The sequence below is a fragment of the Hominenteromicrobium mulieris genome, assembly GCF_046197855.1.
Taxonomy (GTDB): Bacteria; Bacillota; Clostridia; order Oscillospirales; family Acutalibacteraceae; genus Hominenteromicrobium; species Hominenteromicrobium mulieris.
Window position 1 is genome coordinate 798,228 of record NZ_CP173188.1, and the last position, 21,021, is coordinate 819,248.

The window sequence follows — 21,021 nt, forward strand, 5'->3', positions numbered from 1 at the left end:
AACAACTCTTTTTGAAACCGCGGTATAATATAAGCGTATTCAGAAGAAAAGGAACCGCACCTTTCTTGGATACATGTTCTACCCTCCTCAATATACCCCTCAAGCTAAAAGGAAGAAGGACCGAGCCGCATCGGTCCTTCTTCCTTTTGTATAATGGTATTTTCAGCGCGGAGAAGTGCCGATTTTGCACAGCATTGAAACTGAAAGTTTCCGTCTGCCGAAATCCGCGGACTGAAGTATAGTTGCATATTTTTCTCAAACCCGCCCATACTACGGGTAAAGAAACCCAATGACGCTAAAAACAGGAGAGAGAAATATGGCTATGCACTTTAAAAAGCAGGAAAAAACCGAAGCGGAGCGCAAAAAGAGTACGGAGCGGCGCGGGTTTTACCTTGCGCTTGCCGTGTGTCTGACGGCCATCGGCATTGCGGCGTGGAGCACATACGATACCGTTTCCGGGTTCTTGGAGCCCACAGGGAGCGAGAGCAGTGCGTCTTCCGCCGCATCCACACCGCGCCCCACGCCTGAAACATCCGTCCCCGTAGACGATGACCCGGAGAGCGCTGTTTCTGCGGGCCACGCGCAGGGCACTGTGCCGGAGGTCTCCGCAAGCACAGAAGCGGAGCCGCAGGAAGTGAACGCTCCTGCAGAAGAAACGCCCGTCGAAGAGACCGCTGCCGAGCCGACGTATACGGTCAGCGAAACGCTCACCCGACCGGTGCCGGGGGAGGTCATGACGGAGTTTTCCGATACGCCGGTATACTCCGAAACGATGCGCGACTACCGCGTACACGCGGGCACGGATTACACCGCGGCGCACGGCGAAACCGTGCACGCCTGCGCAAACGGAATCGTAAAAGAGACGCATACGGACATGCTGCGCGGGAATATGATTGTGATAGAGCACGGCGATTACGAAGTGCGCTATTGCGGACTCGGTGAAACGTTCCTCGTGCATGAGGGCGACGTTGTCACGGCCGGGCAGGACATCGGCAGCGTGACCGCCGCGCCGTTTGAGTCCGCGCTCGATTCCCACCTGCATATCGAAGTCACCAGAAACGGCGAGCCAGTAGACCCGGAATCTGTCTTCGGTTAAAATTGAGCCAAACTGCCCCCGGCATCGTTTTAGGGGCGCGTAGCCTCGGTGTAAAAATGCACCGGGGCTGCTTTTTGCTGCTCAAAAATATTTTGCTGTTTACAATTTGTTCCTTGATTTTTCTGGTTTCTCGTTCTATAATATAGTTCAAAATAGAACGAAAGTAAGTGAGTATATGATCTTTTGGGAGCGGCAAAAATCTCTTACGGCGTTTTACGAAGCGTGCACAAAGCCGGTGCGTGATGCATACGACCTGACGCAGATGCAATTCAATATTTTAATGTTCCTGCACAATAACCCGCAGTTTGATACGGCGGGCGATTTAGTCAAAACGCGCCACCTCACAAAATCGCACGTTTCAACGGCGTTAAAGGAACTTGAAGCGCGCGGGTGGATTGAAGCGCATTACGCTGCGGGCAACCGCAAAAGTCAACATTTACGCATCACGAAAAGCGCAGAAGCCGTCATCGCGGCGGGAAAAGCGGCGCAGGAGGTGTTCGGTAAGCAGCTTTTTAAGGGCTTCACACCGAGAGAAACCGAGCAGTACAAAGTGTTGTTTGACAAAATGTGCGAAAACGCCGCAGAAGGCTTAGCGGAAACGGAAAGGATGAACTGATATGGAGCTTTTAGCCAAAATCCTCGTCTGCTTTTTGGCGGGCGCGGGCGCAGGCATCGGCACAGGCTTTGCGGGCATGAGCGCCGCCGCGGTCATCGGGCCAATGCTTATGACGTTTCTCGGCGTCCCGGCGTATCAGGCGGTCGGCATCGGCCTTGCAAGCGATGTCTTGGCCAGCGCCACAAGCGCGTGGACATATAAGAAGCATAAAAATCTTGACGTCAAAAACAGCCTGCCGCTGCTCATCGGCGTGCTTGTTATGACATTAGTCGGCAGTTTTGTCGCAAGTCTCCTGCCGGAGCGCGCCATGAGCGGCACCATGCAGATCGCCATGATCTTCATCGGCTTGCGTTTCCTCCTAAAGCCGGTCAAAACGACCAAAGAGCAAATGGCTGCGGCCACGCCGAAGGAACGCCTCATCAAATCCATCGTCGGCGGTGTCCTCGTCGGGTTTATCTGTGGCTTCGTCGGCGCGGGCGGCGGCATGATGCTGCTGTTCGTTTTGACGTCGTTTCTCGGCTATGAGATGCACATGGCGGTTGGCACCAGTGTGTTCATCATGGCGTTCACTGCGCTGACCGGTGGCATCAGCCACTTCGCCATCGGCGGCATGCCGGATGTCACATGCCTCGTTCTCTGCGTCGTTTTCACGCTCCTTTGGGCGAAGATTGCCGCCGCCATCGCAAACCGCGCCAGTGCCGTCATCCTGAACCGCGTCGTCGGCATAGTCATGATCCTCACCGGCATCGTGATCTTGCTTGTGAATTATGTGTTTTAATAAATAATCTCCTCCATAAAAACGAGACCTCCGAAGCACACTTTGGCACTTCGGGGGTCTCGTCTGTTTAAGCTTTAATACTCATAATGATGCGCTTCTTTCAGCATCATGTCTTTCACCTTCATCAGGCGGATCTGGGTGGAGCGCTCGTTTTCGTCAAGCTTCATCGTGATGTACTTGATGTTCGTCTGCAGCTCCGGGATCATGACGTGCTCCAGCGCGTTGACGCGACGGCGTGTCTTTTCAATCTCCGCCGCCATCAACTGGCAGGATTTTTCCACTTCCGCCAGCTTCAGCATTTTGGGGAAGACCTCGGAAAGCGAAAGGATCGCGTCGTCAAGGTCGCCGGTCGTAAAAGCGAAGCCGTAGGAGTACATGTCGTTCTGGTCCGGTGTACGCGTCTTAAAGTCAAAATCCGGAATCTCCACGCTCATTACGTTCTGCGTACCGGCGGAGATCGTCAGTTCCTGCTTCGGCGCAAGCAGCGCGGTGTTCAGCATTTCGTCCGGCATACCGGCGCGCGCCAGCATGAAGTTCTGGTTAGCGGAGACGAGCGCCGTCTCCACTTCTTCGCGCAGCGCTTTGTTTTCGCGCACCTTATCGAGAAACTGGCGCATCAGCTCGTCGCGCTTATCCTTCAGAAGCTTGTGCCCGCGCACGGCGGTGACGAGCTTTTTTTTCAGCCGCGTCAGCTCCATTCTGGTGGGGTTTACCTGGGTGCCTGCCACCGCGCATCACACCTTTCCGTAATACTGATCGAGGTACTTGTCGTCGATTCGCTTCAGTTCGCTTCTGGGCAGGATGGAAAGCAGCTTCCAACCGAGCTCCAGCGTATCTTCAATGTCGCGGTTCGTGTTGTAGCCCTGCGAAACATACTCGTTTTCAAAGGCGTCCGCAAACTTCGCGTACAGCTTATCGATCTCCGTCAGCGCGGCTTCGCCGAGGATGACCATGAGCTCCTTTGCTTCTTTACCGCGTGCGTAGGCGGCAAACAGCTGGTTCATGGTGCTCGCGTGGTCGGCACGGGTCTTGCCCTCGCCGATGCCCTTATCCTTCAAACGGGACAGCGACGGCAGAACGTCGATCGGCGGCGCAATATTCTTGCGGTACAGCTCACGGCTCAGAATGATCTGCCCCTCGGTGATGTAGCCCGTAAGGTCCGGGATCGGGTGGGTCTTGTCGTCTTCCGGCATGGTTAAAATCGGGATCAGTGTGATGGAACCCGTCTTGCCGTTCTGGCGGCCTGCGCGCTCGTACAGGGACGCTAAGTCCGTGTACATGTAGCCCGGGTAGCCGCGACGGCCCGGCACTTCCTTACGTGCGGCGGAGACCTCACGCAGCGCGTCCGCGTAGTTCGTAATATCCGTCATGATAACGAGAACATGGTAGTTCTTTTCAAAAGCGAGGTATTCCGCAGCAGTCAGCGCCATGCGGGGTGTTGCGATACGCTCAATGGCCGGGTCGTTTGCAAGGTTTACAAACATGACCGTGCGGTCGATGGCGCCCGTCTCGCGGAAGCTTTCGATGAAGAAGTTTGATTCCTCGAACGTGATACCCATAGCCGCAAACACAACGACGAACGGGTCGTTCGTGCCGCGCACCTTAGCCTGACGTGCGATTTGTGCGGCAAGCTGGGCATGGGGCAGACCGGAAGCGGAGAAGATCGGCAGCTTCTGGCCGCGCACCAGCGTGTTCAGACCGTCGATGGCCGAAACACCGGTCTGGATGAATTCCTGCGGGTAGTTGCGGGCCGCCGGGTTCATCGGCAGACCGTTGATGTCGTCGCGGCGGTCGGGCAAAATCTCCGGGCCGTCGTCAATGGGGCGGCCGAGGCCGTCGAAAATACGACCCAGCATGTCTTCGCTTACGCCTAATTCCATCGTTCTGCCGAGGAAGCGCACGCGGCTGTTCGAAAGGTTGATGCCGGTGGAGCTTTCAAAAAGCTGCACCAGCGCGTTGCCCTCGTTAATTTCCAGCACCTTGCAGCGGCGCTTTTCACCGTTTGCAAGTTCAATTTCCGCCAGCTCGTCATACGTTACGTTTTCAACGCCCTTTACGAGCATCAGAGGACCTGCGACCTCCTGTATGGTTCTGTATTCCTTTGGCATCAGAAGTCCTCCTTGTTTTCAATGGCTTTGTCAATCTGCTGAGAGAGCTCTGCGCAGATTGCATCGTATTCCGCGGAGACCCGGTCGTTCGCCGTGTATTTAAAGCGGCCTATTTTTTCGCGAACAGGCAGCGCGATGAGGTCGTCGACCTTCGCGCCCTTGTCGAGCGCCGCAACGCACTGGTCGTAGAAGTGAACGACCAGCAGCATCATGTCGTGCTGCTTTTCAAGGCTTGTGTACGTGTCCGTCTCATGGAATGCGTTCTGGTGCAGGAAGTCTTCACGAATGGAGCGTGCAGCCTCCAGCTTCAAGCGGTCAGGCGCGGAAAGCGCATCCATACCGACAAGCTTTACAATTTCCTCAAGCTCTGCTTCGTCCTGCAAAATGCGCATCAAACGCGCACGCAGATCCATCCAGTCCTCCGCCACGTTCGTGTTGAACCAGTTCGCCATCGTGTCCACATAAAGGGAGTAGGAGGTTAGCCAGTTCACGGCGGGGAAGTGGCGCTTATACGCAAGGTTTGCATCAAGACCCCAGAAGACCTTGACGATACGCAGCGTCGCCTGTGAGACCGGCTCCGAAATATCGCCGCCCGGAGGGGAAACGGCACCGATAACGGAAAGCGCACCCTCGCGGCTGTCGCTGCCGAGCGTAATGACGCGGCCGGCACGCTCGTAGAACTGTGCCAGACGGCTGCCGAGGTACGCCGGGTAGCCTTCTTCGCCCGGCATCTCTTCCAGACGGCCGGACATTTCACGCAGTGCCTCCGCCCAGCGGGAGGTGGAGTCTGCCATGAGGGCTACGGAATAGCCCATGTCACGGAAATACTCCGCGATGGTGATGCCGGTGTAAATGGACGCCTCACGCGCCGCAACCGGCATATCGGACGTGTTTGCGATGAGCACGGTGCGCTTCATCAGCGAATACCCGGTTTTCGGGTCAACGAGCTCCGGGAACTCGTTTAAAACGTCGGTCATTTCGTTGCCGCGTTCGCCGCAGCCGATGTACACAACGATGTCGGCTTCCGCCCACTTTGCAAGCTGATGCTGCACAACGGTCTTGCCGCTGCCGAACGGACCCGGTACGGCCGCTACGCCGCCCTTTGCAATCGGGAACAGCGTATCGATAACGCGCTGGCCGGTGATGAGCGGCATATCCGGCGAAAGCTTTTTCTGGTACGGTCTGCCGCGGCGGACAGGCCACTTCTGCATCAGCGATACGTTCACACTGCTGCCGTTCGGCGTGTCAATGACCGCCACGGTGTCCGTTACGGTGTATTCACCGGCGGAAATGGAGCGGATTGTGCCGCGCACGCCTGCCGGTACCATAATCTTGTGCAGCACGATCTCGGTCTCCTGTACGGTGCCGAGAATGTCGCCGCCTTCTACTTCGTCGCCCACCTGTTTAAGGGGCGTAAAGCTCCATTTTACATCGCGCTTTAAGGAGGGAACCTCCACGCCGCGCTTTAAGTTGTTGCCCGTCATTTCCATAATGGCGGTCAGCGGGCGCTGAATACCGTCGTAAATGGAGCTGATAAGGCCCGGCCCGAGTTCAACGCTCATCGGCTCGCCGGTGGATTCCACAGGCGCACCCGGCCCGAGACCGGAGGTCTCCTCGTAAACCTGAATGGAGGCCTCGTCTCCGTGAATTTCTATGATCTCGCCGATCAGTCGCTGGTCGCTGACGCGCACAACGTCGAACATGTTCGCGTCGCGCATACCGCCTGCAACTACGAGCGGACCGGCTACTTTTTTGATTGTGCCTTGGCTCATGTGCTTAGTCACCCGTTTCGTTAATCGTTGTCGTTAAAGATAATATCGGAGCCGACTGCCTGCTCCACGGATTTTTTAACCATTTTAATGCCCATGCCCGTGTTGCCCGTAACGCCGGGAATCGGGATGATGGCGGGCAGCGGCTGCAGGCGGAAGTGGTCTAGCTCGTGCTCCAGCTCGGCGGCAAGCGCTTCCGTAATGTAGATCACGGCGTATTCGCCCTCCGCTAAGCGGCGCAGCGTTTTGGAGCCCATCTCCGAATCCGTCACGGGAAAGACCTCCAGACCGAGCGCGGCAAAGCCGTAAATGCTGTCGCGGTCTCCGATGACTGCTGCTCTGTACATTTCGTTTCCCTCTTTCTTTACAGATCTCTCAAACGTGCACGGATGCGCTCATCCGGCAGGTTGTTCTGCTTGCCGGAAATAATAATGCGCACGGTAGAAATCTCGTTTTGGCGCGCCGTAACATACCCGAGCAGCGGCGCCACCGTAAAGTAATCCTGGCGGCTGATTTCTTTTACAAGCGCCGTCTGGCGGTCGTCACACCATTTTTCAAACGCGGAGAAGCCGTCCTTCAGCGCCTTTACGCCGTCGGCATAGTCCGTACGGGAAAGGTACGCGTAAAACGTGTCCGTGTCTTTCGACGCCGCGTCAATGAGCTCTTCCAAATCCAGCGTATCGCACGGGGCGAGGCTTTCTTCCAAAAACGCACGGCTTTTGCCGGTGTGCAAAGCGCGTGCCGCGATTTTAATGTCCGCCGCCGCCACCTTAAACTCGGAAAACGCCGTAATCAGCGCGTTTTTGCTCTCTTTACCGGTCTTGTGGATCGCTGTGAGGCATGCGCGGTCTAAAATGATGTCGCATCGCTGACCGTCGCGCGTGGTAAGCAGCGCGTCCGTCGCCTTCTTTGCGGCTTCCGCCATAAAGTCCGGCAGAAGGGAGAAGTCGTTTTCTCTGACCGCCTGCTGCATTTTTTCCGGCTCCACGGTGCCGCCGGACATAAACACGTTGTGCGGCTCCGCGTTTGTGACGGTGCACTTCACCGCCGCTTTCATATTGTTGAAGTCTATGGGATACAGCAGTACGCTGAACGGCGTGAGGTCGGGCAGCAGCTCGTGCATGAGTGCCCACGTTTTCTCCTCCTCGGCGGCAAAAATTGCCTCGGCAGAGGTTTCGCCGCCAGCGCCCCAGCCCTTATCGGCCAGTGCACGGAAGCACTCTGCCGGCGTTTTGCACGCCATCAGCCTGTCCAGATCCTGCTGCGTCAAAAGCGAAAGCTCCCGCGCTTTAATGCGCGCCACAGCATAGATGTATTCCTGTTCCATTCGTTAAACCACCTTTTCTGCCGGCGGCTCAGCGAAAGAGCATGCCGCCCGCAAGGTCCTGCAATGTGTCTCCGGCGGCCTCAAACAGCGAAGCGAACGTGCAGTTCACGTCGATGCCGCCGTAAACGAGCAGGAAACCGTCTGGGATATTGCACGGCGTGTTCGATACGGTGATGTTCGTCCCGGGCACAGCCATTTTCAGCTGCGCCGAAAAATCCTGCGGCATGCGCGCAAGGTCTTTTTCGTTTAACTGCATTTCAGCATCGCCCGGCAGCGCGTTTTTCTGCGCAAGCTTTAAAAGCACGCTGAAGTATTCGTCATCCGGCAGATCGTGCAGCTCTTTCTGTGCCGCCGCGATTACATCGCGAATGGCGTTCTGCTTTGCGGCAAGTACGGTGCGGCGGCGTGTGAATTCCGCGGTCGAAGCCGCACGGGCTTTAATGTCCGCGCCGACCTTTTCACTGTCCGCAAGCAGGACATTTGCTTTCTGCTCTGCCTCGGCGGCAGCGTCCGCAAGCGTCTTTTTTGCTTCTTCTTCCGCAGCGGCAACCTGTTCCGCCGCTTTCGCTTCGGCATCCGCAAGGATCTGTTCTATAATTCTGTCCAGTCCTGTTGCCATGGATCGATCCTCTTCCTTTCTTTTTTGGATTTTTGGGAGTGGATCATCAGATGGCAATGCCGCCGATGTTTGCAACAGCCAGCAGGGAAACGAGCAGAGCCAGAACCGCATAAGTCTCAACCATGGCCGGGAAGATCATGGCTTTACCGAACTGATCCGGGCGCTTTGCAACGAGTGCGATGGAAGAAACGGCTGCCTTTGCCTGCTGCTTTGCGGAGATGAGACCGATCACGGCCATTGGCATGCAGGCTGCAAGATAGAGAAGGCCCTTTGCAAAAGAGATGTCTGCGTTGCCGCCCAGAACACCGATGTTCGTCAGCGTGAGGAAGGCGATGAGCAGGCCGTAGATGCCCTGCGTGCCCGGCAGAAGCTGAAGAATAAGGACTTTACCGAACAGCGGGGGATTTTCTGAAACGACGCCTGCGGCTGCCTGACCGGTCATGCCTACGCCGATGGCGGAACCGATGCCGCCGAGAAGTGCTGCCAGAACTGCGCCGACAAGCGCGAGAACAATGCCGAGAGAGTTGATATCGAACTTATCCATGTTATTTTTCCTCCGTAATTTTGAAATATTTGGTTTTGGTGGTGAACGGTGCGAATTTGCGTCCGCCGCCCTCAAAGAATTTGCCGAAGAACTCAACAAACTGTAAGCGGTTCGTGTGCACATACGCGCCGAGCACATTGATGCCGATATTCAGCGTGTGTCCCACTACAAAGGCGAAAATAAAGATAATCACGCCGAGCGGGTTGTTGCCGGGCATGGCGCCCATCTGATTGAAGACCGAAGCGATAACGCCGGTTGCAAGGCCGAGAGCCAAAAGTCTCGAGTAAGAGAGAATATCGCTTAAATAGCTCGAAACACCGTACAGCCCGTAAAGACCTTTTAAGAAGCGCTTGCCGATGCTCTTGGAGCTGCGGCCCGAAGTGAGCACAATGCCTACCGCGCCGATGCCTGCCGCAATAATGCCCGCGGTGCCCACCGATGCCGGCAGCGTAAAGGAAAGCGCCACCATGTCGGCGAACATCTGCATGGAAAGCAGATAAATAATCGCGCCGCCGACGAGCAGATACCAGAACACAACGTCATAGATCGCGTCCAGCCACTTGCCCTGTTTTGCAAGCTGGTAGAACTGTGCGCCGAGGCCGGCGAACAGGTGGATGATGCCGACGAGGAACGAGAACAGCAACAGCCGCATCGGTTCATCGACCGGCGTGAACCACAAGGGTGGTATCACGATATCGGTGTTGAAGAATGTCTTTGCGATAACGGTGATCGCGTCACCGAAGAAGCTGCCGAATAAAATGCCCCAGAATATCGTGGAAATACCGCAATAGAGGAACATCGTCAGCGTCTTGCGCAGACCTTCTTCCATGTTTTTGAACTTGTGTAAGATGATGCCGCAGCCAAGGACCATCACAAGTCCGTAGCCCGCATCGGAAAGCATCATGCCGAAGAGAAAGTAATAGAAGACCGCCATGATGCCGCTTGGGTCGATTTCATGCTTGCCCGGCATGCTGTAGCTTTCCAGTACGCCCTCGACCGGGGCAGCAAACTTGTTGTTTTTGAGCTTCACGGGCACATCGTCCGCGTCACTCGGGTCGCACAGCTCCACGTAGGCTTCCTGCGTGGTCGTGAGCTCCGCCTTAAGCGCCTCGGCGTTCTCTGCCGGAATGTATCCCGTAATGAGAAACACGTGCGGGCTCTGCCATAAGCGGCCCAAAACATCGTATTTCTCGGTGCGCATCGTAAAGTAATCGATGGTGTAAAGCAGGTCTTCGCGTCGGTTTTTATGTGTGCGAATTTCCGCTTCGTTTTCATCGATCTCTTTTTGCAGCGCCGCAATGCGTCCGTTCAGGATGTCCACGCGCTCTGCGGGCGGTACCTTGCTCGGCTCCGCCGGATACGTAAACCCGATGGAACGCAGGTAGGTTTCAAGCTTTAATCCCTGCGAGATGTGGCACATCAAAAACGCGCATGTCTGCTGCGGGGAAGCGCTCAAAATCTCTACGACCACACCGTCCACGTCCGGCGCGCCTTCGGCGATTTTCGCCCGCAGCGTTTCTTCCGTGTATTCCACCGGGAACGACCCCGTGAACACGGAGGTTGTCGGCGTGCTGATGGTGCGCATGGAAATATCCAGCTTCATCCACGGCTCCAGCGCACGGATTTGTGTCTGCAAGCGGAGAATTTCCGCGCGGTTGTCCGCACACTTTTTCCACAGCGTGTTGATGCGCGAGGCAATTTTTAAAAGCTCGCCCGCACCGTCAGCCGTTTCCTGATATTTGGAAAGCGGTATCGCGTCGCGTCCGTTCAGAGACGCGAAGAGGCTTTTTTCGGGCGGCTCCAGTTTATCGAGCGCGTCTAACGCCGATTGCAGCGCGGCTGCATTGTTTTCAAATCTTGATTTTGCCGGGACGGTATCCATCTTGGCAAAAACCGTTTCATCCGCTTTGCGGTCATCGATTTCCACGACGCCGCGCCGCTGGATCAGTTCCAGGATCTGTTTACGACGGTTCTTGAGTGCATAAATGCTGATGCGCTTCATAGGCATTACCGCCATAGGGGGATCCCCTCCTTTCGTGTTGGCGCCGCGTCAGCCGGTGATGGCCTCGCGGATAGCGCGGATTACGTTCGCGCTGTTTTGCTGCGCTTTTTTGCGGATATCCTCCGCCAGTGCGGCAGTTTCCTGCTGCGCTGTGCGTTGTTCGGCCGCAGCGGCCGTCTCTGCGCTTTGTTTCGCGGCTGCAAGGTCCGCTTTTGCTTTCTGCATGCGCTCCGTCTTCAGCTTGTCCGCCTTTTGTGCGGCGTCCTGCCGAATGGCGGCGCAGCGTGCAGCGGCCGTGTCCAGAATGCCGGCGGCCTTCTGCTCCGCATCCTTTACGGCGTCCAGAGCTTCTTTTGCCAAAAAATCACCTCCTGCTTCATTATTTTCAAAGAGCGGCGGCAAAAGGGGTAAAGACCTGCTTTTTGCGCCGTAGGTCATAACATAATACGCTTCCATTATAATATTATTTGCGGAATTTTACAAGAGATTTTACAGGAGTTTTCTCGAAAAAGTGCTTTCATATCGATAATAAAATAGACGTTTTGACGAATTCGTCTGCCTTTTAACATTCCGTCCATAAATGGATCTTTTTCTTTGTGTAACCCGCACGTTCTCTTACAAGTTTCTTACAAAAATTCACATTCTGTTTATGATTTTTTTTGAATCCGTGTTATAATAGAAATAATCACTTAATATGGATAACGGGCCGGTGCGGCCCGCGAACTTACAGGAGGCAGTCAAAATGAAAGCAAAGTCCCTTCACTTTTCCAAGAGCGGCAACGTACAGCCGATCGCATCCGAAATCGGCAGAGTTATGCAGTGCGTATGTGACCAGATCCCCCCGGCATACCCGTGCGAGGGCGAGAAGGTCGTTTTTATCGGCGTTGAAATGAACGGCAAGCTCCCGGGCGCAGTCGATCACTTCTGCAAGGATCTCAACCCCACCAGAGCAAAGGGTGTCGCATTTTATGTTCTGAACAGCAACGGTAACACGGACGGTCTTTCTTCCATCATCGATACGATGAAGAAGAACGGCGTCGAGACCTACGGTGAGCCTCTGGGCATCGCTGTCAAGGGCGGCCTCTTTAAGAAGGGCATGCCGACCGACGCAGACACCAAGAAGGTTCTCGAGTGGGCAGACAAGATTGCAAAGATGTAATTTCTTTGATAAAACAGCCTTTATAATTTTTCATAAAAAAAGGATGGCGCATGCTGTCCTTTTTTCTGTTTTTACGGGATATACAAACCCCGCTTGCGGTGGTAAACTGTATGAGAAATCTTTGAATGTTATTTTTCCCGTAAAGGTGTGAAATTTTCAGTATGACAAAAGAAATGACGAGCGGTTCGCCCATGAAGCTTATCCTCGGGTTCTCCATCCCGCTGCTTTTCGGCAATTTGTTCCAGCAGTTCTATTCCATGGTCGATACCATGATCGTCGGGCGTGTGCTTGGCACGGGGCCGCTTGCAGCCGTTGGCTCCACCGGCTCCATCACGTTCCTCATCATCGGCTTCTGCCTTGGTCTTTGCAGCGGCTTTGCCATCCCGGTGGCGCAGCGCTTCGGCAGCAGGGATTATAAAGAGCTTCGCCGCTTCATCGGCAACGCCGTATGGCTGTGCGTCGGTTTCGGCTTCGTCTTAACGGTGCTCACGGTCATTTTCTGCCGCAATATCTTAGAGCTCATGGGCACGCCGGCGGATATCATCGACGACGCTTACGCGTACCTTGTTGTCATTTTTGCCGGTATCCCCGCAACGTTCCTCTATAATATGCTTGCCGGCATCCAGCGCGCTATCGGCGACAGCCGCACGCCGGTTGTCATCCTCGTCATCGCGTCCATCATCAATATTGTGCTCGATATCGTCCTCGTTGTTTTCATCCCCATGGGCGTCGCAGGCGCGGCGGTCGCAACGGTCGCTTCACAACTCATCGGCGGCGTTGTATGTCTCCTCTATGTGAGCAAGCATTATGAAGTCCTCAAAATGACCCGCGAGGATTTCAAAATCAACGTGCCGTGCATCAAGCGCCTTTTAAGCATGGGTCTGCCCATGGCATTGCAGACGTCTATCACGGCTATTGGCAGCGTTATTTTACAGGCATCCGTTAACTCCCTCGGCTCTACGGTCGTCGCCAGCATCACAGCGGGCAGCAGGCTCTATATGTTCTTCGCCTGCGCTTATGATGCCATGGGCGTTACCATGTCTACATACAGCGGGCAGAACATCGGTGCGCGTAAAATTGACCGTATTGGGCAGGGCGTCAAAGCCTGCAACATCGTCGGCATCATCTATTCCGTTCTGGCACTGCTCATCATCGTGTTCCTCGGCAAATGGATGCTTCTTCTGTTTGTCGATGCCGGTGAGACCGCCATTATCAACTCTGCCTATTGGTATCTTGTGTGCAGTGGCCTTTTTATGATCCCGCTGACATTTGTCAATGTGCTGCGCCTTACCATTCAGGGCATGGGGTACAGCCGCCTCGCGCTCTTTGCCGGCGTGTTCGAGATGATCGCCCGCGGCGGCGTGGGTCTGTTCCTCGTGCCGCTGTTCGGCTTCAACGCCGCCTGCTTCTCCGGCCCGATCGCATGGATCTTAGCCGATAGCTTCCTCATTCCCATGTATTACCACGTCATCCACCGTGCAAAACGCGGCGAGGGTATTTAATAAACAAAACCAAAACCGTCCTGCACGAACAAAATATGCAGCACGAAGAGCTTTTAGCCTGCTACCCGGAGCATTGGTCCCGGCTCGTCAAAGCCATTATCGATTGAATTCCAAAGCAGCTGTTTTCGACAAGCTAAAAATCCCGTTCACCGAAATTGAACCGCACCAGATTATGCGGACAGCACTAAAAGCCCCCATGTAGGATATTGAGTTTTAAGCGGAGTGGCGCAGCGACAGCGGTGCCACTCCCGTTTTTGTTTGGATGCGTTCGTGGTTATAGAAGTAAATATACCTGTCGATCAGTTCGTTTGCTTCTTGGAACGTCTTTGGCTTGTGGCGGTAGATGCACTCTGTTTTCAGAATGGAGAAGAAATTTTCTGCCATGGCATTGTCATAAGGATTTCCTTTCCTTGACATGGACGGCGTTATGCCGTAAGATTGTGTTAGCTTGAAGTATGCTTGCGATGTGTATTGAAAGCCTTGGTCGCTGTGGAGCTGCAACTCCGCAGCGACTTTCTCTTTCTTCATTGCCAGACGAATCGTGTCCAGAACAAGATTCACAGTCTGCCGACTTGCAGTCTTGTAGGCCACAATACTGTTGTCATACAGATCTCGGATCATGGACAGATATAAAATGCCTTCTTTTGTGTGGATGTAAGAAATGTCCGTGACCCATTTCTCGTTTGGCCTGACCGCCCGGAACTGTCTGTTCAACAGATTTTCGTATTTGTGTACCTGCTGACCAAGATTTACCCATTGGCGGCGTCGGCGAACCTCAGACAATAATCCATATTTTTTCATGATTCTGAGCACAGTCTTCGGATCTCTTTGAATATTTCTGCCTTTTAACCACTTCCATACACGTCGATAGCCATAGGTCTTATCTGTCCTGCGCTGACATTCCTCGATTTCCTTTGCCACAACAGCATCGCGATCCGTCTCTCCCAGACGCTTTTTAAAGCAGTAGTAACCACTTCTGGATACCCCGAAGAATTTGCACATAACAGATATTGGGTATTCTCCCCGGTGACGGTGAATGACGGCGTACTTTGCCTTTGGCCTCACTTCCTTTCTGTGGACTGCAGAAAATCCTGCAGTAATTTCACTTCCATCTTGAGCCGCTTATTCTCATACTTATATTCCTGCAGCGTCTTTGCAGGCTTCCTGCCACGAAACTTCGGCGCACCCTTGGCGGCTTTTTTGCGTTGCCGCTTCAGCAGATTGTGAACCGGACGGTCTCCCTCCAAGCCAAGTTCCGCTTCGATTTCCCTGTGGTTCTTCCCTGATTCTAACATCTTTTCTATGGTCGGTAGTAGAACCTGCATATTGGTGTATCTTCGTTTGCTCATAATGAATCCCCCCTGATGTACTTATTATCCTACATCAGGGGGGATTTTGTCTATTGTCCTGTTTTACTGGTTCTGTTCAAAAGTGAACGGGATTTTTAGCTTCCTGTTATTACGCGTTCTCTTTAAGCCACTCCACCGCGCAATGCGCCATGCACGCCGCGCCGATGGGGAGGACGCCCTCGTTGAAGACGACCTTCGGGTTGTGCGCGGTGTACTGTCCGCGCTCGTCCATGTAGCCCGCGCCAAGGTACATCATTGCGCTCGGCACACGTTCGGCCACAAGGGCAAAGTCCTCGGAGCCTGTCGCCGAAATGCCGCCGTACGGCGTAAAGTTCGGAATGTTCAGCGCGCCCATGTAGCGCAGCATGTCGTCCGTCACCGATTTGTCGCACACGAGCGGGCACACTTCGGAAAGCGTCCTGATCTCCACTGTCGCGTTATACACGGCAGCCGTGCGCTCCGCCGTCTCGCGCATGCGGCGTACAAGCAGTGCGCGGGCCTTTTTGTCGTTCGTGCGAATGGTGCCGCGCAGCACGGCCGTGTCCGGGATGATGTTCGCAGCGGTTCCGGCCATAAACTGCCCGATTGTCAAAACGCACGTCTTTGTCGGGTCGCTTTCGCGCGCGATGAGCTCCTGCAAGGCGAGATGAATGTGCACGCCTACGTTGATGGGGTCAATGGCAAGGTTCGGGTTTGCACCGTGCGAGCCGTGCCCGTGAACCGTAATCTCAAATCCGTCTACGGATGCCATCATCACGCCCGAGTCGTTATACATCACAAAGCCTACGGGCGATTTGCCTGCCGCCACGTGGTACGCGAGCGCCGCATCGACCGGCGGGTTTTCAAGCAATCCGTTTTCCAGCATATCGTGCGCGCCTTCGAATGTCTCCTCCGCGGGCTGGAACATCAATTTCACCGTGCCGCAAAGCGCGTCTTCGTTTTCTTTCAGCATTTTCGCCGCCGTCAGCAGCATCGCCGTGTGCATATCGTGTCCGCAGGCATGAGCCGTTTCGCCGGTGGGGCAGGCAAACGGCTCGCCGCTCTCCTCTGGCATCGGCAGCGCGTCCATGTCGGCGCGCAGCAAAAGCGTTTTACCGGGCTTGCCGAGTGTCGCTGTCACGCCATGTCCGCATTCTGTCGGCTTTAGGCCGTATTCGCGCAGCTTTTCCATCACAAACGCCTTTGTGTTCGGTAGGTTCAACCCCACCTCGGCGCTCTGATGAATATGTCTGCGGTTTTGGGTGATCTCGTCTTTCAGTTCCTGTGCCCGTTTCCAAAAGTCCATAGTCTTGTCCCCTTTTAAAAAATTTTGTAAGCAAAAAGGCAGCATGAAGCAATACCCATGCTGCCTTTATTTTGTGATTTACTCAGCGGAAGATTCAGAAGAAGTCTCACTCGTCTCGGAAGAAGTTTCGGAAGATTCCGCACTGCTCTCCTCGGAAGAAGCGCTTTCGTCGCCGCTTTCGGAAGCGACGGAAGACGTGCCGTTCTTCGTGGCATCCGCAAACATAGAGGGCTTGTAGCGGTTCAGTACCTTCTGGTTCCATTCCACGCCCTCAAAGCTCTGTGCAGCCGCACTGACAGCATCGGCGTATTCGGTATTCTTCAGCTCAAGCAAAAGCTGCGAGCGGTTGTCACTGCTCTCCAGCAGCGTGTCTTCGTCCTCCTTGATCGGCAGACGGTGCAGAACGATCATGTACTTTGTCGATTCCACGACCTCCACGTCGCCTTCGTTCATCTCCTTAATCGCAGAGATGAACGCGTCCGGCATGTAGCTTGACTGCATACCGTTTTCGTCCTTGATGCCGGTCTGGTAGGTGGAGTCCTGCTGTACTTTGAGCGCATAGTCCGTTGCAGCGTCGTTTACGGTCATTGCACCGGATTCGATCTTCGTCTTGTATTTTTCCAGTGTCTCCTTGAGGTCGGCCTTTTCCTCGTCGGTCAGGTCAACAGATTTATTGTCATCATCCGTCTTCGTCAGCGGCGCAGAGAAATACTCGTAGTCGTAGTAATCGTCCTCAATGTGCTGGCGCAGCTCGCTTTCCGGCACTTCGTTTTCGCCGCCCTCGCCGTACAGCGCGTTGAAGACCTTAAGGTACATTCTGTTATACTGGGAATACGCAATGTCAAAGGAGGTTTTTGCGATGCCGAACTTTTCAAAGCTCGTGCCGAAGTAGTTCCAGTAGCTCTCGGTGGTCTGGAGGCATGTGCTGTAATCCTCGTCGGTCATTTCAAGGCCCAGACGCTTCATTTCGTTCTGAATATAGAAATACTGGTTCACATACTCATCCGCGCGGTTTTTGATCCACGTCTCGGCCGGCGTGCCGTCGATTTCGCACTTCAAGACCTCGTCTTCGGTAGAGACCTTGGAAGCCGCTTCATTGTACGCAATGGAGAGGTAGTAAATGTATGCGCCGGCAGGCAGCTCGGTGTCGTCGTACTTTGCGGACCAGTTCAGATCCTCATCGTAGCAGCCCGCAAGGCTGAAGCACATGGCAACGGCCAAAAGCAGCGCCACGGTAATCTTTGCGATTCTTTTCATGGTGTTTGTTCCGTACCTTTCTTAAATATTGCGGACAAAATGCCCACAAAGGTTTGCTGTTGTTCATTATACCGCCGATACGGCAAAATGTCCAGTTATTTTGTAGCGGGTTTCGGCGCTTTCGCGTCCTCATCGCCGCAGAGAACTTTCAAAACGTCCTCCAAAACGGTGAGCGGCGCCTTGCCGCCCAGCGCCACGCTGATGTACGGGCGGCTGCCGGCGGAGAGCATCACCTTGTTCGGCATACCTTGAATCAGGCGCTTCACGCGCTCCATGTCAAACTTATCTTTGTAGAGCAGAAGCGCGTTTGCCTGCTGCTTGACTTCCGTAATGCCAAGCTGTGTCGCGCGGTTGCGCAGCAAAGCAATGTCGATAAGCCCATAAACGCTTTCGGGCGGCTCGCCGAAGCGGTCAATGAGCTCATCCACAACATCGCTCGAATCCTCATACGTTTTAATGTCTGCGATGCGGCGGTAAACGTCCAAACGCAGCGCGGTGGAATCGATGTAGCTTTCCGGGATATGCGCCTGCACCTGCATGTCCACGGTGCATTCCTCCACGGGGTTCTCGGGCGCTTCGCCTTTCATCATGGCCACAGCTTCGTTTAAGAGCTTCAAGTACATGTCATAGCCCACGCTTTCCATGTGCCCGTGCTGCTCACCGCCGAGGATATTGCCTGCGCCGCGAATCTCGAGGTCGCGCATCGCAATCTTAAAGCCGGAGCCGAACTCCGTAAATTCGCGTATCGCCGCCAAACGCTTCTGCGAAATCTCACTCAAAACCTTGCCGCGTGTAAACGTAAAGTACGCGTAAGCGCGGCGGGTGCTGCGGCCCACGCGTCCGCGCAGCTGGTGCAGCTGCGAAAGTCCCATGCGGTCGGCGTTGTCGATGATCAGGGTGTTCGCGTTTGGCACGTCCACGCCCGTCTCAATGATCGTCGTGCAGACGAGCACGTCAATTTCATGCTCCATCAAACGCCGCCAGACTTCGGAGAGCTCCTGCTCGCTCATTTTGCCGTGGCCGATGCCGATCCTCGCCTCCGGCACGCGCTCGCGAATACCCGCCGCCACGCGCTCAATCGATGCTACGTCGTTGTGCAGGTAATACACCTGCCCGCCGCGGCGCAGTTCTTTTTTGATGGCGTCGGAGATGACGCCCGGGTCATATTCCATCACGTATGTCTGCACCGGGTGACGGTCGTGCGGCGCTTCTTCAATGACGGACATATCGCGTATACCGGAAAGCGCCATGTTCAAGGTGCGCGGGATCGGCGTTGCGGAAAGCGTCAGAATATCGGCAGATTTACACACGTCTTTCAGCCGTTCTTTCTGCTGCACGCCGAAGCGCTGCTCCTCGTCGATGATGACAAGGCCGAGGTCTTTAAACTGCACGTCTTTCGAGACCAGTCGGTGTGTGCCGACGATGAGGTCAATGCTGCCGCGTCTCAGCTTTCTCAGAATTTCGTCCTGCTGACGCGGCGTGCGGAAGCGGGAGAGCAGCTCCACATCCACGGGGAAGCCCTCCATACGCTTTAAAACGGTCTGGTAGTGCTGCCACGCCAAAATCGTCGTCGGCACCAAGATGGCGCACTGCTTGCCGGCGGTGATGCACTTAAACGCCGCGCGCAAGGCAACTTCCGTCTTGCCGAAGCCCACATCGCCGCACAGCAGTCTGTCCATCGGCGCTTCACGCTCCATGTCGTTTTTAATCTCGTTGATGCAGCGCAGCTGGTCGTCCGTTTCGTTGTATTCAAAGTGCGCCTCAAAATCGTGCTGCCATTCGTTGTCTTCGGGGAACGCAAAGCCCTTCTGCTTCATGCGTTGAGCGTATAAAACAATAAGCTCCTTTGCGATGTCCTTTACGGCGGCGCGTACGCGCGCTTTCGATTTCTGCCATTCCGTGCCGCCAAGGCGGTGCAGCTTTACGCCGGAGTCCTCACGCGGACCGATATATTTCGCAACTAAATCGAGCTGTGTCACCGGCACATATAAGGTGTCGTTTTTTGCGTACCGCAGCTTGATGTAGTCCTTCGTGATGCCCTGCATGTCGATTTTGTGGATGCCCTCAAAAATGCCGATGCCGTGCGTTGCGTGCACTACATAATCGCCGGGGGTCAGCTCGGCAAGGCTGTAAACGGCCTTGCTGTTTTTGTCCTTTTTTTTCGCTTTCGGCTGGCTGCCCGCGCTCATGCGCCCGTGCGTGATGAGCGTAAATTTCGCGTTCGGGTATTCAAAGCCTGCGGAAAGCGTACCCGCCACAACGGCTACCGTGCCCGGCGTGATGGCGGAAAGGCTCTCAAAATAGCCCGCAGGCAGTCCGGCGGCCTTTAAATCTGCCGCCACGTTCATCGCGGCGCGCTCCGTGCCGGCTAAAACAGCACAGGCATGCCGGTTGTGCAGCGCAGCCGTCAGGTCTTCGGCCAAAAGCTGCGTGCTGCCGCCCCAAACGGAAAGCTGCCGCACCGTCATGTTCACAAGCGCCTTTGTCGGCGTGTCGTAAGAGCCGCGTGCAAACGCGTCCATATAAACGCTCGCCGTGTCCTCCGCACGCTTTAAGGCGTATTCATACGTCTCGGTATACATGTCAAGCCCGCGGCACAGCACGCCCTCCGCGAGCAGTCCGCGTACGTCCTCACCCCACTGCCACAGCGTCGTGCGCATGCGTTCCTTTAGTTTCGAGCCTTCGGAGAACACCAGCAGCGCATCCGTGTCAAAATAATCGAACAGCGTTGCGACTGTCTCGTAAACGAACGTGTAATATTTGTCCATGCACCCAATGTGCAGGTCGTTTTTCAGTTTATCCGCCTCGCGCAGCAGCACTTCCTTTGCGGCAGGCGCCGCCTTGCCGCGCAGCGTTTTTGCATGTGCCTCGAGTTTTTTTGCAAGGATACTCATGCTGTCCGGCACGACCTCCACGGCAGGGGAGATGGTCACCTCCGTGATCTGGTCGGTGCGGCGCTGCGTCTCCGCGTCAAAATACGAGATGGTGTCGATCTCGTCGCCCCAGAATTCCACACGCACCGGTGCTTTTCCGCCGGGGGAGTAGAAGTCCACAATGCCGCCGCGGCGCGCAAACTGACCCGTGCCGTCAATCTGATCGGCGCGCACATAGCCACAGCGCACCAGCGCCCGCACAATCTCATCCACCGAAATTTCTTGTCCGGCAGAGAGCTTCACCGTGCGCTCTTTCAGCTTTTTTGGCGGCAGAACATACTGCAATGCCGCGTCGATCGTCGTCACAATGCAGGTGCACTGCCCGGTTTGCAGCAGCGTCAGTGCTTCGATGCGCTGGCGCTCATATTCATGCGAGCTGCCCTCCGTGTCGCGCAGGCTGAAATCGCGCAGGGGGTAAAACGCAGAAGTCACGCCCATCGCGTTCAGGTCTTCCAGCATACGCGTCGCTTCCGCTTCGTCGCCCGCAATAAACAGCGCTTTTTTCGACATGGCAGAAAGCAGCGTGTGCAGAATATTTGCTTTGTGGATGGAAGCCAAACCCGTCACGGCCACCGGCGTCTTGCGCTGCCGCACAGCGTTTTCGATCGCGCGGTATTCCGGCACGCGCCCGAGCGCGTCATTCAAAAAATTCATACGCATAGTAGTGTTCCTTTCGG

The 21,021-nt window shown here is 55.1% G+C and carries 19 protein-coding genes; 5 read left to right on the forward strand and 14 right to left on the reverse strand.

Annotated elements, in window-relative coordinates; genetic code table 11:
• Positions 1-316 precede the first annotated feature (316 nt).
• The 3 genes from ACI0CA_RS03770 (at position 317) to ACI0CA_RS03780 (ending at position 2,490) form a co-directional block, all read left to right on the forward strand.
• A complete protein-coding gene (locus ACI0CA_RS03770) occupies positions 317-1,096 on the forward strand; it encodes a M23 family metallopeptidase (protein ID WP_316518083.1) in 780 nt (259 codons plus the stop codon).
• A 175-nt stretch (positions 1,097-1,271) separates the two neighbouring features.
• The gene (locus ACI0CA_RS03775; RefSeq protein ID WP_343284769.1) at positions 1,272-1,712 is read left to right on the forward strand and encodes a MarR family winged helix-turn-helix transcriptional regulator; all 441 of its coding nucleotides are present in this window, start codon (positions 1,272-1,274) and stop codon (positions 1,710-1,712) included.
• Between the two features lies 1 nt (position 1,713).
• Positions 1,714-2,490, forward strand: coding sequence for a sulfite exporter TauE/SafE family protein (locus tag ACI0CA_RS03780; protein ID WP_417113331.1), 777 nt, complete (start codon positions 1,714-1,716; stop codon positions 2,488-2,490).
• A 74-nt stretch (positions 2,491-2,564) separates the two neighbouring features.
• Here the strand turns inward: ACI0CA_RS03780 and ACI0CA_RS03785 are convergent, their stop codons facing one another.
• The 9 genes from ACI0CA_RS03785 to ACI0CA_RS03825 are packed head-to-tail and all read right to left on the reverse strand — an operon-like array spanning position 2,565 to position 11,219.
• Positions 2,565-3,218 (reverse strand): V-type ATP synthase subunit D, encoded by a 654-nt coding sequence (locus tag ACI0CA_RS03785; protein WP_176821137.1) that lies wholly within the window; start codon positions 3,216-3,218, stop codon positions 2,565-2,567.
• Positions 3,219-3,224: 6 nt separating this feature from the next.
• Entirely contained in the window at positions 3,225-4,598 is a 1,374-nt protein-coding gene (locus ACI0CA_RS03790) for a V-type ATP synthase subunit B (protein WP_176821138.1), read from the reverse strand.
• Positions 4,598-6,370, reverse strand: a complete 1,773-nt coding sequence (locus ACI0CA_RS03795; protein ID WP_176821139.1) for a V-type ATP synthase subunit A — start codon at positions 6,368-6,370, stop codon at positions 4,598-4,600. The genes ACI0CA_RS03790 and ACI0CA_RS03795 overlap by 1 nt, the downstream gene beginning before the upstream one ends.
• A 20-nt stretch (positions 6,371-6,390) precedes the next feature.
• Positions 6,391-6,714 carry a V-type ATP synthase subunit F gene (locus tag ACI0CA_RS03800; RefSeq protein WP_176821140.1) on the reverse strand — a complete coding sequence of 108 codons (324 nt, stop codon included), beginning with the start codon at positions 6,712-6,714 and terminating at the stop codon, positions 6,391-6,393.
• A gap of 17 nt (positions 6,715-6,731) precedes the next feature.
• Positions 6,732-7,694, reverse strand: coding sequence for a V-type ATPase subunit (locus tag ACI0CA_RS03805; protein ID WP_176821141.1), 963 nt, complete (start codon positions 7,692-7,694; stop codon positions 6,732-6,734).
• Positions 7,695-7,722: 28 nt separating this feature from the next.
• A complete protein-coding gene (locus tag ACI0CA_RS03810; protein WP_176821142.1) occupies positions 7,723-8,313 on the reverse strand; it encodes a V-type ATP synthase subunit E in 591 nt (196 codons plus the stop codon).
• A gap of 46 nt (positions 8,314-8,359) precedes the next feature.
• Positions 8,360-8,857: a V-type ATP synthase subunit K gene (locus ACI0CA_RS03815; protein ID WP_446806538.1), complete on the reverse strand. Its 498-nt coding sequence runs from the start codon at positions 8,855-8,857 to the stop codon at positions 8,360-8,362.
• 1 nt (position 8,858) lies between these two features.
• Positions 8,859-10,874 (reverse strand): V-type ATP synthase subunit I, encoded by a 2,016-nt coding sequence (locus ACI0CA_RS03820; protein ID WP_412330595.1) that lies wholly within the window; start codon positions 10,872-10,874, stop codon positions 8,859-8,861.
• A gap of 33 nt (positions 10,875-10,907) precedes the next feature.
• Entirely contained in the window at positions 10,908-11,219 is a 312-nt protein-coding gene (locus ACI0CA_RS03825; protein WP_316518096.1) for a hypothetical protein, read from the reverse strand.
• Positions 11,220-11,601: 382 nt separating this feature from the next.
• On the opposite strand from ACI0CA_RS03825, the gene ACI0CA_RS03830 reads away from it, so the two are divergent.
• Both ACI0CA_RS03830 and ACI0CA_RS03835 read left to right on the forward strand, forming a co-directional pair.
• A complete protein-coding gene (locus ACI0CA_RS03830; protein ID WP_176821146.1) occupies positions 11,602-12,018 on the forward strand; it encodes a hypothetical protein in 417 nt (138 codons plus the stop codon).
• A 161-nt stretch (positions 12,019-12,179) separates the two neighbouring features.
• Entirely contained in the window at positions 12,180-13,520 is a 1,341-nt protein-coding gene (locus ACI0CA_RS03835; RefSeq protein WP_412330596.1) for an MATE family efflux transporter, read from the forward strand.
• Positions 13,521-13,733: 213 nt separating this feature from the next.
• On the opposite strand, the gene ACI0CA_RS03840 is transcribed toward ACI0CA_RS03835, so the two are convergent.
• The 5 genes from ACI0CA_RS03840 to mfd all read right to left on the reverse strand — a co-directional run bounded on the left by ACI0CA_RS03840 (position 13,734) and on the right by mfd (position 20,998).
• The gene (locus ACI0CA_RS03840; protein ID WP_395507468.1) at positions 13,734-14,585 is read right to left on the reverse strand and encodes an IS3 family transposase; all 852 of its coding nucleotides are present in this window, start codon (positions 14,583-14,585) and stop codon (positions 13,734-13,736) included.
• Positions 14,582-14,869 (reverse strand): imidazolonepropionase, encoded by a 288-nt coding sequence (locus tag ACI0CA_RS03845; protein WP_395507467.1) that lies wholly within the window; start codon positions 14,867-14,869, stop codon positions 14,582-14,584. Before ACI0CA_RS03845 ends, ACI0CA_RS03840 begins: the two co-directional genes overlap by 4 nt.
• A gap of 109 nt (positions 14,870-14,978) precedes the next feature.
• The gene (locus ACI0CA_RS03850) at positions 14,979-16,154 is read right to left on the reverse strand and encodes a M20 family metallopeptidase (RefSeq protein WP_308449993.1); all 1,176 of its coding nucleotides are present in this window, start codon (positions 16,152-16,154) and stop codon (positions 14,979-14,981) included.
• Between the two features lie 78 nt (positions 16,155-16,232).
• Positions 16,233-17,411: a hypothetical protein gene (locus ACI0CA_RS03855; protein ID WP_308449994.1), complete on the reverse strand. Its 1,179-nt coding sequence runs from the start codon at positions 17,409-17,411 to the stop codon at positions 16,233-16,235.
• A 95-nt stretch (positions 17,412-17,506) separates the two neighbouring features.
• On the reverse strand, positions 17,507-20,998 hold the full coding sequence (gene mfd, locus ACI0CA_RS03860) for a transcription-repair coupling factor (RefSeq protein ID WP_373367790.1): 3,492 nt from the start codon (positions 20,996-20,998) through the stop codon (positions 17,507-17,509).
• Positions 20,999-21,021: the final 23 nt, after the last annotated feature.

Bases quoted from the DNA above. Each gene is read 5' to 3' on its own strand.
- ACI0CA_RS03800 (WP_176821140.1), bottom strand. From the start codon at position 6,714: ATGTACAGAGCAGCAGTCATCGGAGACCGCGACAGCATTTACGGCTTT.
- ACI0CA_RS03810 (WP_176821142.1), bottom strand. From the start codon at position 8,313: ATGGCAACAGGACTGGACAGAATTATAGAACAGATCCTTGCGGATGCC.
- ACI0CA_RS03790 (WP_176821138.1), bottom strand. From the start codon at position 4,598: ATGCCAAAGGAATACAGAACCATACAGGAGGTCGCAGGTCCTCTGATG.
- ACI0CA_RS03775 (WP_343284769.1), top strand. From the start codon at position 1,272: ATGATCTTTTGGGAGCGGCAAAAATCTCTTACGGCGTTTTACGAAGCG.
- ACI0CA_RS03830 (WP_176821146.1), top strand. From the start codon at position 11,602: ATGAAAGCAAAGTCCCTTCACTTTTCCAAGAGCGGCAACGTACAGCCG.
- ACI0CA_RS03780 (WP_417113331.1), top strand. From the start codon at position 1,714: ATGGAGCTTTTAGCCAAAATCCTCGTCTGCTTTTTGGCGGGCGCGGGC.
- ACI0CA_RS03770 (WP_316518083.1), top strand. From the start codon at position 317: ATGGCTATGCACTTTAAAAAGCAGGAAAAAACCGAAGCGGAGCGCAAA.
- ACI0CA_RS03845 (WP_395507467.1), bottom strand. From the start codon at position 14,869: ATGAGCAAACGAAGATACACCAATATGCAGGTTCTACTACCGACCATA.
- ACI0CA_RS03795 (WP_176821139.1), bottom strand. From the start codon at position 6,370: ATGAGCCAAGGCACAATCAAAAAAGTAGCCGGTCCGCTCGTAGTTGCA.
- ACI0CA_RS03855 (WP_308449994.1), bottom strand. From the start codon at position 17,411: ATGAAAAGAATCGCAAAGATTACCGTGGCGCTGCTTTTGGCCGTTGCC.
- mfd (WP_373367790.1), bottom strand. From the start codon at position 20,998: ATGAATTTTTTGAATGACGCGCTCGGGCGCGTGCCGGAATACCGCGCG.
- ACI0CA_RS03820 (WP_412330595.1), bottom strand. From the start codon at position 10,874: ATGGCGGTAATGCCTATGAAGCGCATCAGCATTTATGCACTCAAGAAC.
- ACI0CA_RS03850 (WP_308449993.1), bottom strand. From the start codon at position 16,154: ATGGACTTTTGGAAACGGGCACAGGAACTGAAAGACGAGATCACCCAA.
- ACI0CA_RS03835 (WP_412330596.1), top strand. From the start codon at position 12,180: ATGACAAAAGAAATGACGAGCGGTTCGCCCATGAAGCTTATCCTCGGG.
- ACI0CA_RS03815 (WP_446806538.1), bottom strand. From the start codon at position 8,857: ATGGATAAGTTCGATATCAACTCTCTCGGCATTGTTCTCGCGCTTGTC.
- ACI0CA_RS03805 (WP_176821141.1), bottom strand. From the start codon at position 7,694: ATGGAACAGGAATACATCTATGCTGTGGCGCGCATTAAAGCGCGGGAG.